Source organism: Sorangium sp. So ce836 (assembly GCF_028553905.1).
GTDB lineage: Bacteria > Myxococcota_A > Polyangia > Polyangiales > Polyangiaceae > Sorangium > Sorangium cellulosum_D.
Map to the genome: position 1 here is coordinate 6,886,662 of NZ_CP102233.1, position 12,230 is coordinate 6,898,891.

The 12,230-nt window shown below is 71.5% G+C and carries 8 protein-coding genes; 5 read left to right on the top strand and 3 right to left on the bottom strand.

What is annotated here, in order from left to right:
- Positions 1-31: 31 nt before the first annotated feature.
- Positions 32-877 carry a factor-independent urate hydroxylase gene (gene pucL / locus NQZ70_RS25040; protein WP_129576441.1) on the bottom strand — a complete coding sequence of 282 codons (846 nt, stop codon included), beginning with the start codon at positions 875-877 and terminating at the stop codon, positions 32-34.
- A gap of 199 nt (positions 878-1,076) precedes the next feature.
- Between pucL and NQZ70_RS25045 the strand changes: the two genes are divergently transcribed.
- From NQZ70_RS25045 to NQZ70_RS25065, 5 genes are all read left to right on the top strand, one after another.
- Positions 1,077-2,576, top strand: a complete 1,500-nt coding sequence (locus NQZ70_RS25045; protein ID WP_129576442.1) for a cobalamin-dependent protein — start codon at positions 1,077-1,079, stop codon at positions 2,574-2,576.
- A gap of 193 nt (positions 2,577-2,769) precedes the next feature.
- Positions 2,770-4,044: a sensor histidine kinase gene (locus NQZ70_RS25050; protein WP_129576443.1), complete on the top strand. Its 1,275-nt coding sequence runs from the start codon at positions 2,770-2,772 to the stop codon at positions 4,042-4,044.
- Positions 4,041-5,207: a hybrid sensor histidine kinase/response regulator gene (locus NQZ70_RS25055; protein WP_129576444.1), complete on the top strand. Its 1,167-nt coding sequence runs from the start codon at positions 4,041-4,043 to the stop codon at positions 5,205-5,207. The genes NQZ70_RS25050 and NQZ70_RS25055 overlap by 4 nt, the downstream gene beginning before the upstream one ends.
- Positions 5,208-5,278: 71 nt before the next feature.
- The gene (locus tag NQZ70_RS25060; RefSeq protein WP_129576445.1) at positions 5,279-6,964 is read left to right on the top strand and encodes a M1 family metallopeptidase; all 1,686 of its coding nucleotides are present in this window, start codon (positions 5,279-5,281) and stop codon (positions 6,962-6,964) included.
- A gap of 9 nt (positions 6,965-6,973) precedes the next feature.
- Positions 6,974-8,059 carry a nitronate monooxygenase family protein gene (locus tag NQZ70_RS25065; RefSeq protein WP_129576446.1) on the top strand — a complete coding sequence of 362 codons (1,086 nt, stop codon included), beginning with the start codon at positions 6,974-6,976 and terminating at the stop codon, positions 8,057-8,059.
- A gap of 25 nt (positions 8,060-8,084) precedes the next feature.
- Here the strand turns inward: NQZ70_RS25065 and NQZ70_RS25070 are convergent, their stop codons facing one another.
- Together NQZ70_RS25070 and NQZ70_RS25075 are read right to left on the bottom strand one after the other, a co-directional pair.
- Positions 8,085-10,649 (bottom strand): glycoside hydrolase family 15 protein, encoded by a 2,565-nt coding sequence (locus NQZ70_RS25070; RefSeq protein WP_129581560.1) that lies wholly within the window; start codon positions 10,647-10,649, stop codon positions 8,085-8,087.
- A gap of 434 nt (positions 10,650-11,083) precedes the next feature.
- The gene (locus NQZ70_RS25075; protein ID WP_129576447.1) at positions 11,084-12,217 is read right to left on the bottom strand and encodes an ABC transporter permease; all 1,134 of its coding nucleotides are present in this window, start codon (positions 12,215-12,217) and stop codon (positions 11,084-11,086) included.
- Positions 12,218-12,230: the final 13 nt, after the last annotated feature.

The window sequence follows — 12,230 nt, forward strand, 5'->3', positions numbered from 1 at the left end:
GGCGCGAGAGGATAGCCCCCCTGCGCGCCGGTCATCCACCGCGCTTCATCGTGGCATGGATGAGCCCGTGCGGCTCGTCCACGGGGACGAAGATCTCGTTGTCGTTGCCGAGCCCGAAGCGCGAGAGATCGACGAGCAGGCAATGCTTGTTCGGCAGCGAGAGGCTCAGCTCGTCGACGGCCGGGCAGGCCGCGAGCACGGCCTCCCCGAGCGCGTGCATGGTGTGCTGCACCGAGAGGCTGTGTTGCTCGGCGAACGTCTCGAGCAGGGCGCGGCGGGCGCGCTCCCACGTCGCCGTGGGGGCCTCGTCGCGGGCCGCCGCGCGCCATCGCGCCAGGATGAGCGTGGAGAGGATGCGGTCGTCCGTCTCCTTGAGCGTCGTGTACTGGTCGCGGGGGAAGCCCGAGAACGCCGAGCCGCCGGTCTTCAGGACGAGCAGATCCGCGATGCCTGACACGATCTCGACCCCGCCGGACGCCGCCGTGATCTCGGCGGTCCGCCGCTCGGCCCCGGCGCGGAGGAAGGCGTGCCGGTGCGGCGCGCCGCCCGCGTCGATGCGCGACCAGACGTTCTCCGCGATGGCGACGCGCGCCCGCCGGGTATGGGCCTTTCCGAGGAAGTGCTCGGCGAGCAGGACGCCGAAGTCCTCGATCGGCTCGACCGGGTGGCCCTTGGCGAGGGCGTACACGGTGTTCTTCATCGTGTCCGTGGGCAGCACCTTGCTGTTGTCGCCCCGCGTGTAGGCGTCGTCGAAATCGCCCTCGAGCTCGATGTCGACGTCGATGTCGGTGAGCTCGTGCCGCCCGTCCGCGCGGCGGACCTTGACGAGCCGCACCCTCGATTTGCCGTAGCTGTTCCGCACCAAGGAGATCGACATCGTTCTTCAGCTCCCGCGCCCGCGCAACGACGCTTCGTCGCGATGCGGGAGATACCGTACCTTGAAGCGGGACGCCCGCTCAAGCCCGGCGGGCAGCCGGCGCGAGAGCGACCGCGCCCGCCGCCCGCCGGAACGCCCCGGGCGGGCTCGTGCGATACGGGGCGTGCGCCGGCGAGCGCGCGTCGCAAGATGGGTCGATATGGTGATCGCAGAGCGCGACAGGGCGGCCGATCGACTCCTCGCCTCCCGCGAAGCGCTGATGGCCGCCGCGCTCGCGCGCCTGCGGGGCGCGGCGGCCGCGCAGCCCTCCCCCGGCGCCCGCGAGGCCCTCGCGCGGTGCCGCCTGGACCTCGGCGCGCACATCGACGCGCTCGCGGCGGCGCTGCGCGCCGGGGGCGGCGAGGAGCTCGGCGAACGCTGCGCCTTCGCGGCGGTGTTCCTCGAGGGGCTCGGCGTGCCCCGGAGCGCGCTCGCCGCCGCGCTGGACGCGCTCCGCGAGAGCATCGGCGAGCAGCTCGACCCGGCGCTCGCCGCGCTGGCGCAGGACGTCCTCGCCGCCGGCCGGCGGCGCCTCGACGACGCGCCCCTCGTGACGCCGGCCGCGCTGGCGGCCATCCCGCCGGCCGGCCCCGCGCCCGGCGAGGCCGCCTCGGCGGCGGAGGCGCTCCGCATGTCGGCGGCGCGCATCGCCGCGCTGAGCGTGGCGCTCAGCTACGCGCGGCGGCCGGGGGACGCGCTCGCCCACGGCGAGCGGCGCGCCCGCTGCCTGGAGGACGCCCGGCGCCACCTCGCGCAGCTCGCCGCGGCCGTCGAGGTGGCGTCGCCCGAGCTCTTCGGGGCGTACGCGGAGTGGGCGCAGGCGCTGCTGGTCGGCTTCGGCCTCGACCCCGCCGAGCTCGTGGGCCACCTCGGCGCGCTCGGCGACGTCCTCGCGATCGCGCTGCCGGAGCACCTCGCCGAGGCGCCGCGGAGGTACCTGTCCGCGGCGACCCTTCGGCTCACCTCGGCGCACGTCGAGCCTCCCAGCTTCGTCCGGCCCGAGGCCCCGCTCGGCGTGCTCGCGTGCGGCTACCTCGACGCGCTCCTCCAGCGGGACCGGCGCCGGGCCGTGAAGCTCATCCGGGAGGCGGTCAAGGCGAGCACGCCCATCAGGGACATCTATGTTCACGTCCTGCAGCCGTGCCAGTACGAGGTGGGCCGGCTCTGGCAGCTCCATCAGCTCAGCATCGCCGAGGAGCACTACTGCACGGCGGTCACCCAGATGGTCATCAATCAGCTTTATCCGCTCGTCCCGAGCTCCGATCGCGCCGGCCTGCGGCTCGTGGCCACCGCGGTGGACGGCAACCTCCACGAGATCGGCGCGCGCTTCGTCGCCGATTTCTTCGAGATGGCGGGGTGGGACACCTTCTATCTCGGGGCCAGCACGCCGGCCCAGGACGTGATTGACGAGGTCGTCCGCAGCGAGGCCGACGTCCTCGCCGTCTCGGCCGCGCTCGGCGAGCACCTCGCCAGCGTCGGCGATCTCATCGCCGCCGCGCGCCGCGACGAGCGGTGCAAGGGGGTCGTCGTCCTGGTCGGCGGCCGGCCGTTCTGCGCCGCTCCCGACCTCTGGAGGCAGGTCGGCGCCGACGGCTCGGCGCCGACCGCAGAGGGGGCCGTCCGCGCGGCGGAGCAGCTCCTCGCCGCGCGCGGCGCATGACCCTGCCCGGCGCATCCGCGCGCCGATCCCGAAGGCGCGGGCGAGCGACGGCGCCAGCGGTGCGTTTCGTCTAGCGACCTTCGCGCCGGCCTGCCAAAAACAGGTCGTCCCCGCCGGAATCGAAGGTGAGGCCCGGAGTCCGATGGCACCGCGCGAGCCGCGAAGCACAGGAGATAACGAAGAAAAGCGGCGATTGGCCCTGCCGGCGACAGGGCAGCTCGACGGCAGGCTCGCAGAGCTCGCCGGCTCCTTCCTCATGGACTCCACCGCGCTGGCGGTGGGCGTGTTCGCGACGGACGGCGCGCCCCGGCTCGCGAACCGCGGCATGCGCAGGCTGCTCGGAAGCGCGGGAGAGCCGGCCCGCCTCGTCAGCCCGAGCTTTGCGCAGCTCGCGGCGGCGGGGCGCGGCGGCGACGCGCCGGTCCACCGCGGTATCCTGCACTTCGGGGATCTCCGCTCGATCGCGCACAGCGTCCGCGGGGAGGTGTGGCGGCTCGGCGATGCGCTGCTGATCCTCGCCGAGTTCGACGTCGTCGAGCTCGAGCGTGTGGTCGCCGAGGTGTCCGCGCTCAACTCGCGGATCACGAGCCTCCAGCGGCGGCTCGTGTCCGAGCAGAAGGCGCTCGAGAGGTCGCTCGGGCAGCTGCGCGCCACGCAATCGATGCTCGTCCACTCGGAGAAGATGAACGCCCTCGGCAAGCTCGCCGCCGGCGTGGCCCACGAGATCAACAACCCCCTCGCCTTCGTCCGCAGCAACGTGCACACCCTGGGAGCGTCGCTCGGGCGGCTGTTCGCCGCCTACGAGGCGCTCGAGGCGGCCGCCCTCCGCGGGCGCCCGGACGACGTGGCGAGCGTCGCCGAGGCGCTCCGCGAGGACGCCGACCTCGAATTTCTCCGCGAGGACGCGGGCGATCTCGTGAAAGGCACCCTGGGCGGCCTCGCGCGCGTGCAGAAGATCGTCGAGGATCTCAGGACCTTCGCGCGGCTCGACCATGCGGAGGTGGAGCGCTCCGACCTGAGGGAGAGCCTGGAGAGCACGCTCGCGATCGCGGGCCCAGCGCTGAGGGGCGGCGGCGTCCAGGTGATGGTGGCGTGGGCCGACCTGCCGAAGGTGCGGTGCAAGCCGGCGGAGCTCAGCCAGGTGTTCCTGAACCTGCTCATCAACGCCGCCCAGGCGGTCGAGTGCCGCGGCCCGGGGAACGGCCGCATCGCGATCCGCGCGCGGGACGAAGGGCGCCAGATCGCCCTCGAGTTCGAGGACAACGGCGCCGGGATGACCGATGACGTCCTCGGCAGGATCTTCGATCCGTTCTTCACGACAAAGCCTGTCGGGCAGGGCACGGGGCTCGGCCTCACGATCTCGCACAAGATCGTCGTGGATCAGCACGGGGGCACGCTCTCGGTCCGCTCGACCCCGGGGGCCGGGAGCACGTTCACGATCACGCTGCCGAAGGAGCTCGATCGATGACGAGAGCGCCCGGCGAGCGCCGCGCCCTGCTCATCGTCGACGATGAGCGCGAGACCCTGAAGGCGCTCCGCCGCGAGCTCCGGCGCGACTACGAGGTCCTCACCGCGGAGAGCGCCGAAGAGGGTTATGCGCTCCTGCGCGCGCGGGCCATCCCCGTCGTCCTGAGCGATCAGCGGATGCCGGGCATGACCGGCACGGAGCTCTACGCGGCGGTGAAGGCCGAGTTTCCGGAGACCGTCCGGCTCCTCATGACGGCCTATGCGGACACGAATGCGGCGATCCAGGCCATCAACGACGGCGGCGTGTACCGGTTCATCTCCAAGCCGTGGGATCCGCCGGCGCTCGCCGCCGTCGTGCGGGACGCGTTCGCCCAGCACGATCGGCTCTGCGACCGCAATCGGCGCCTCGATCGCCTCGAGGCGAGGGCCGAGGTGCTCCGCCGGGAGAACCAGCGGCTCGCCGAGCAGAGCCAGCGGAGCCATGAGCTCGTGGGCATCGCCGCGCACGATCTGCGCAATCCGATCGCGGCGATCCAGTGGTTCTCGACGATGCAGCTCGGGGGCGCCTCCGCCGGGCGCGAGGACGCGCGGCGCCACCTTTCGAAGATCCAGGCCAACGCCGAGTTCGCGCTGCAGCTGCTCGAGGATCTGCTCGACATCACGACGCTCGAGCACGGGAACGTCGCGCTTCGCCTGCAGGACGCCGACCTGCGCGGCCTCATCGCGGCGGCGATATCGCTGAACGAGCACGGCGCCCGCCGCAAGGGGATCGCCCTGGTCGTCGACGCGCCCGCCGATCTCCCGCCCGTCCGCTGCGACGCCGAGCGGATCGAGCAGGTCTTGAGCAACCTGCTCAGCAACGCCTTCAAGTTCTCTCATCCGGGCACGACGGTGACGGTGCGCGCGCGGCGGCTCGGCCAGGCGGTCGAGGTGGTGATCGAGGATCAGGGCCTCGGCATCCGTCCGGAGGAGATCAACGGCCTGTTCCGCAAGTTCCGGAGGACGAGCACCCGGACGACGGGCGGCGAGAAGAGCACCGGGCTCGGCCTCTCGATCTGCAAGAACCTCGTCGAGCGCCACGGCGGCACGATCGGCGTGGAGAGCGAGCTCGGCCGGGGAACGCGGGTGTTCTTCACGCTGCCGCTTTCGGTCGAGAGGAGCTGAATCGACGCAGCTTTCTTCGAGCGCGATTCGCGGTCGCCTAGCATGCGCGCTCCTGCTCCAGGAGCGAAAGCATGCGGCGCACTCCCCTCTGGTTATGGATCGTGACCTCGGCGACCCTCGCGACGACGGCGGCCTGCGGCGACGACGACGGCGCCGGCAGCGGCGGTGATGGCGGCGCTGGCGCGACGAGCAGCTCGAGCACCGCGGGCGGCGACGGCGGCTCGGGTGGCGACGGCGGTTCGGGCGGCGACGGCGGCTCGGGTGGCGACGGCGGTTCGGGCGGCGACGGCGGCTCGGGTGGCGACGGCGGTTCGGGCGGCTCGGACGGCGGCTCCGGCGGCGGCGGTACTGGCGGCTCCGGCGGCGGCGGCGGTACTGGCGGCTCCGGCGGCTCCGGCGGCGGCGGTACTGGCGGCTCCGGCGGCGGCGGCGGTACTGGCGGCTCCGGCGGCGGCTCCGGCGGCGGCGGTACTGGCGGCTCCGGCGGCTCGGACGGCGGCTCCGGCGGCTCCGGCGGCGTCCATGCTGCCGAGGACTGGACGCGCGACATCCTCTCGACGGCCCTCGAGCTCGACCTCGCCAGCCTCGCGGGCAGGGCGACCATCGTGCTCGCCGCGTCGGACAGCACGGCCGCGTCGTTCGAGATCGGCGACCTCGACATCGTGTCGGTCGCGGCTCCATCGGGCGACCTCGACTACGCCGTGGGCGCCGGCGCGCTCCACGTCGGCGTGCCGTCGACCGGGAGCGACGCCACCGTCATCATCGATTATGCGTTCAAGCCCCACGACGGCTTCGACGGGTGGATGCCGGATGCGGGGGTGTCGTTCCTCTGGCCCTACTTCTGCGGCAACCTCTTTCCGTGCAAATCCGATCCTGCCGACGGCGTGCGGTTCACGATGCGCGTGACCGGGGTGCCGGAGGGCATGACCGCGATCTATCCGGAGACCATTCCCACCGACGCGCCCTCGTACATGCCCGCGATCGCCGTCGCCGCGTTCACCGAGCTGGAGCTCGGCGCCACGACCGCCGGCACCCGGGTCAGCGTGTGGCACCTGCCCGACCAGGAGGTCGACGCCGCGATCGGCACGGAGCACCTCGTCGACGTCGTCGACTTCCTGGAGACCACCTATGGCCCCTACCCCTTCGGAGACCGCGTGGGGACCGTCTCGGCCGACTGGGGCGGCGGAGACTACGGCGGCATGGAACATCACCCCTTCTGGCACCTCTCGAGCGGCTCCCTCGACCGCGAGGAGGTCAACGCGCACGAGGCCGCCCACGGCTGGTTCGGCAACGGCGTGCGCATCGCCTGCTGGGAGGACTTCGTCCTCTCCGAAGGCACCGCCTCGTACCTGGCCGCCCGCGCGCTCGAGGAGCTCGGCGTGGAGGTCTGGCCCGCGTACGAGTGCGATCTCAAGGACGTCTGCGACCCCGCGGGCGCCAGGAACACCATCGCGCTGCCGGACACCTGCAACGAGATCGACATCCTGAACGATCCGCTCTGGTCGTCCGTGCCCTACATGAAGGGCGCGTTCTTCTTCCGCGAGGTGGCCGGCGCCATCGGCGTCGACGCGCTCGACCAGGCCCTCGGCGACTTCTACAGGGCGAACGTGGGGACCGCAGCGCGAACGCAGGACCTCATCGACGTCATCAAGGCAGCGACGGACAGCGCCGGCGCCGCCGCGGTCGACGCGCTCGCCGCCGCGTGGCTCCGCACGCTGGAGTGCCCGATTGACGCCTCGACCCTCTGCCCCACCTAGAGTGCTGCCATGTGGACCGATACCCGCCTCACCCGACAGCTCGGCCTCCGTCTCCCGATCATCCAGGGCCCCTTCGGGGGCGGCCTGTCCACCACCGCCCTCGCGGCCGCCGTCTCGAACGCCGGCGGGCTCGGCTCCTTCGGGGCGCACGCCCTGACGCCATCGCAGATCGGCGACCTCGTCCCCGAGCTCCGGCGGCTCACGCCGCACCCGTTCGCGGTGAACCTCTGGGTGCCCCAGCCCGGCGAGCCCGCCACCATCGACGCGGCGGAGCTCGAGCGGCACGTGGCGCGCCTGCGCCCCATGCTGCGGCAGCTCGATCTGCCCGACCCCGAGGTGCCCAGCGCGTTCGCCCCGCGCTTCGAGGAGCAGGTCGAGGCCGCGCTCGAGGCGAGGCCGCAAGCCCTGAGCTTCGTCATGGGGGTCCCGCCCGCCTCGGTCATCGAGGGGGCGAAGGCGCGGGGGATCGCCGTCATCGGCACCGCCACCACCGTCGACGAGGCGATCGCGCTCGACCAGGCCGGCGTCGACGTCATCGTCGCCTCGGGCAGCGACGCGGGCGGACATCGGGGCGCGTTCCTGCGGCCCGTGCGGGAGTCGCTGGTCGGCACGCTGTCGCTCGTCCCGCAGGTGGTGGACGCGGTGCGGGCCCCGGTGGTCGCCGCGGGCGGCATCGCCGACGGCCGCGGCGTCGCGGCGGCGCTCGCGCTCGGCGCCGGCGGGGTGCAGATCGGGACGGCGTTCCTCGCCTGCGAGGAGTCGGGGGCGAGCGCCGGCCACCGCGGCGCGCTGGCCTCGCCGCGCGCGCGCACGACCGTGCTCACCCGCGTGTTCTCCGGCCGCACCGCGCGGGGCATCCCCAACGCGTTCGTCGACGCCTTGACGCCGCACGAGCACGAGATCCCGGAGTACCCGGTCCAGAACTGGCTCACGCAGCCGATCCGCCGGGCCGCGGCGGCGGCGGGGCGCGAGGATACCCTGTCGCTCTGGGCCGGGCAGAGCGCCGCCCTCGCCAGGCCGCGGCCGGCGGCCGAGCTCGTGGCGGCGCTCGTCGAGCAGGCAGAGCAGGTGATCCGCGGGCTCATGCAGCCCTGAGGGGTATCGCCCGCACCTCCTGGCCTTACCAGCTCACGGTGTCGTTTCGCGTGAGCGTCCCGCCGGACGCCGGGGTGCTCAGCGTGCGATTGCCCCCGCCGGGCAGGTTCTCCCAGGTGACGGAGCCATTGTCGTTCTTGCGGTAGTACTTGTACTGCAGGGCGCTGCTGGCCGGCAGATTGACGCGGTTCGTCCACACCGGGTAGCTGCGCGGATCGACCGGGATGCCGAGATCGGTATTCCAGCTGCCCAGCGCCGCGGTGTTGCCGGTGACGTACATGTACTGGCCAACCACGGTGCTCGCGTTCACGTTGAACACGACGCTCGCCTGGCCGGACGCGGGCGGCACGACGCAGGCGTTGTAGCGGCTGCAGACCACCGACGGGACGTCGACGACCTTGCCCGCGCGGATCGACGCCAGCAGGCTGATGTACTCGCCCATGGCCCAGTTCAGCGGGCTCATCGACCTCGTCGGGGTGCCCGCCGTGGCGTTCGCCGGCTTGTCGACGATCCAGCCGGTGACGTTCGTCGTCTCGCTCCACACCTGCTCCGGGATGAAGCCCTGCGGCGTCGAGAACGCCTTCACCGCGGTCAGGAACGGATTGCCGTCGGCGCCGACACCCGTGGTGGCGATCTTGAACATGCCGCGCTCGGCGGTGAAGATGGGCCACAGCCGGCCCCGGCCGCCCGTGCCGTCGAAGTTGGTGCCGTCGTTCTTCTCGCCGTATCCATCGTAGTTGTAGCGGAACCACGCGTCGCCTTTGCCGGCGATGTTTCGCTTCAGGATACTGTCGTACTCCGGCAGCGTCGCGAGGATCGACGGATCGTCCGCGCGCTTCACCCCCATCCGCACGAGCTCGAGGAATCCGCCGTCGACGATGTAGCGCTGGTCGTGCGTGCCGCCGCCGTTGCCGTTCGTGAACGAGATCGCCGCGTCCGGCCCGGACACTGGGTTATACACCTGCGGCCCGGTTCCGGTGTTACCCCGCGCCGACGGGTTGATGCGGATGTAATACTTGCCGTCGCCATGATAGCCGGTGTTCGTGAACGTCCAGCGGTCGACGCTCTGCTGCCAGTAGTCGGCGGCGGCCATGTAGCGGGCCGCGCTCGTCGTGTCGCCGTTGTCGCGCGCGATCGCGGCGGCGCAGACGAGGCCGGCGATCTCGGCGGCGATGGTCGACGGCGAGTACCCGGAGTTCTCCTCCCAGCGCTCCTGCTGCGTCCAGGGGCCGGTGTTGACGACGTAGTCGGCGGTCTTCTTGATCTTCGACCACAGCGGATTGTACACCGACGGGCCGAGGCGCCAGGCGAGGATGATCGGCATCGCCTGCTCATCCATCTGCGTGCCCTGCCAGTACTGCCACCCGCTGACCCAGGCGTTCTGCGGGAAGCGGCCGACGCGGCTGTAGCCCTGCGGGCAGCTCGGCGCGTTGTACTCGGCGATCCCGCAGTCGCTCGACTGCTGGAGCGTGTTGAACAGGTAATTGACCACCGAGGTCGCGGTCGCCGTGTCCCCGGCCGTCACCAGCGCGCTGGCGAACTTGAACAGATCGCGCGGCCAGACCAGGTGATACCCGCCGTTGTTGGCGTCGCCGTTGCTCTCGCCCCACGGCGTGCCCATCCCGGCGATCATGGCGCCGTTCGATTTGTCCTGGATCGTCTTCAGCGACATCGCCGCGAGGTAATACTGGTCGTCGGCGGTGCCGCCCTGGTTGTTGAGCCCGCTCGCGTAGCCGTTCCACCCGCTGTCGTAGGTCGTTCGCAGGGTGGTCAGGTTGCTGCCGAGCGTCGCGTTCGCGGTGGTCGTCGCCTCCGCCTCGGTGGTGCCGAAGGCGAGCACCACGTCGAACGAGACGCTGGTGACGGCGCTCGCGCCGAGGTCGACCCAGCCCATCTGCGCCACGTTGCCGCCGCTCGCGAGGTCGTTGCGCCAGCTCATCGTCTTGTCGGAGGTGCCGCCGAGCAGGTCGGTCCAGCCGTCGGTCTCGCCGACGAAGCCGCTCGACACCATCGGCAGGCCGCCGCTCGTCAGCGTCTTCCACGGTTGCGAGGCGGCGAGCGCCGAGAAGCGGCTGTTCTCCGAGGCGACGAGCATCGTGCGCCCGCCCGCGGTCACGGTCTTCGACGTGTCGCCGCCCCCGGAGTTATCCATGGCCGGGTTGTGGAGCAGGTAGAGGTTGAACTGGGTGACGTTCCTGCCGTTCAGCGCGTCGAACTGGACGCGCTGGATCAGCGCGTTGCGCCCCGGGTCGGTGAAGATGCTCTTGGTGATCCGCCAGTTGTGGGCGCTGTTGCTGGTGACCGCCTGCCACCGCATGGAGCGCTTGTCCGGCTGGGTGACGGTGTAGCTCTGCTGCTTCTCCTCGTCGACGAAGGTCTTGGCCGTATCGCCCACCATGAACTGCAGGTCGACGGTGTTGACCGTGTCGAGCACCGGATAGAACACCTCGGACACGATGCCCCGGTACCCGGTGAAGTAAACCCGCGAGGCCGAGGTCGTCGACGTGCCGAGGAACGACTTCTCGGCAGGCCCCCACACCGACGCTGCCCCTGCGCCCGCGGCGCTGAGGCCGGCGCCGGCGGCTCTCAGATCGCTCGCCGGCGCCTCGCCGCCCTGTTCGAACGGGACGGCCGACGCCTCGAACGAGGCCTCGTCCGCGCCGACAGCACAGCCCGCGAGCCCCAGCGTCAGATGAAAAATTATAGCAACACAAGAAATCCGGTTCCGCATCACGCCATCCCCTTTCCACCCGGGCAGCCGCCGCGTGAGGGCTCTCCACGGCTGCCGTAAGCCAGCGACTTGATTGATGTTTCCACGTGGTGCAGGCGATCCGCTACAGCGGCCCCCTGCGCTCTGCTCGCTCCTGCGCCGCGTGGAACGCCGGCAATTTTTCAGCTTAGCACGCGAACAACGCGCCCTCGCGCCCCGCCATGCCGGGCTCCAGGCGAGGACCGCGACGATGCGCATTACGCATCGTGTCGACGCGGTGTTCTCGGCGGCGTGAGGCCCGCGTGCTCAGGCGCTCACGAGCCAACCACCTTGCGCCGCGCCGCCGCGTAGCGCTTGGCCAGCTCGTCCGCGATGACGCCGATCAGAATGACGGCGCCGATGACCGCGAACTCGATCTGGGTCGGGACCCCCAGCATGTTGATGGAGTTGCGCAGCACCTGCATCAGCGCCGTGCCGAGGATCACGCCCATCACCGCCCCCTCGCCGCCGCGCAGGCTGAAGCCGCCCAGCACGGCCGCGGCGATGGCGTAGAGCTCGTAGAAGTTGCCGAAATCGACCGGCTGGGCCGAGTTGACCTCCAGCGCGAACAGCATGCCCCCGAAGCAGGCGAGCACCGAGCAGAGGACATAGGCGAGGATCGTCATCCTGTCGGTGTCGACCCCGCTGTAGCGGGCCGCCTGCTCGTTGCGGCCGAGCGCCATCAGATAACGGCCGTAGATGGTGCGGTTCAGGAAGATCGACGCCGCGACCGCGATCCCGAGGAACAGGAGGAACGGCATCGGGATGTCGATCCACGTGATCGGATCGAGGCGCGTCCTCGCGCCGGTGAACGGGTTCACCGCGTAGGGGCTGAAGCGGCCCTCCGAGATCCACGAGAGGAACGGCACCGGGATGGCGAACGGGCTGCCGACCGACAGGTACCGCAGCGACTCGAACCCGACGCCGAACCCCTGCGTCTGATCGCCCGAGATGCCGCGCGCGGTGCCCCGGTAGAGCAAGAGCCCGCAGAGCGTCACCACGAACGGCTGGAGCCGGAGCTTCGTGATCAGCAGCCCGTGCGCGAGCCCGATGCACAGCGAGATGCCGAGCAGGAGCGGCACCGCCAGCGCGGGCGACCAGCGCTCCACCGCGAGGAGCCACGGCAGCATGCAGCCGGCGAGCGCCACGACCGAGCCGATCGACAGGTCGATGCCGCCCGTGATGATCACGAAGCCGGCCCCGATGCTGAGGATGCCGAACAGCGCCGTCCGCCGGATCAGGTTCTCGAGGTTGTCCGCCAGGAGGAACCTGCCGTTCAGGAGCGCGGTCCCGAGCGACACGGCGACGAGCAGCCAGAAGACGCCGAGCACCTTGCGCCGCGTGCTCGGCGCGAGCGGCGCGGGCGCGTCATCGCGCGCCCCGAGATCACGAGTCGTCGTCACAGGCATGCTCCTCTGGCCT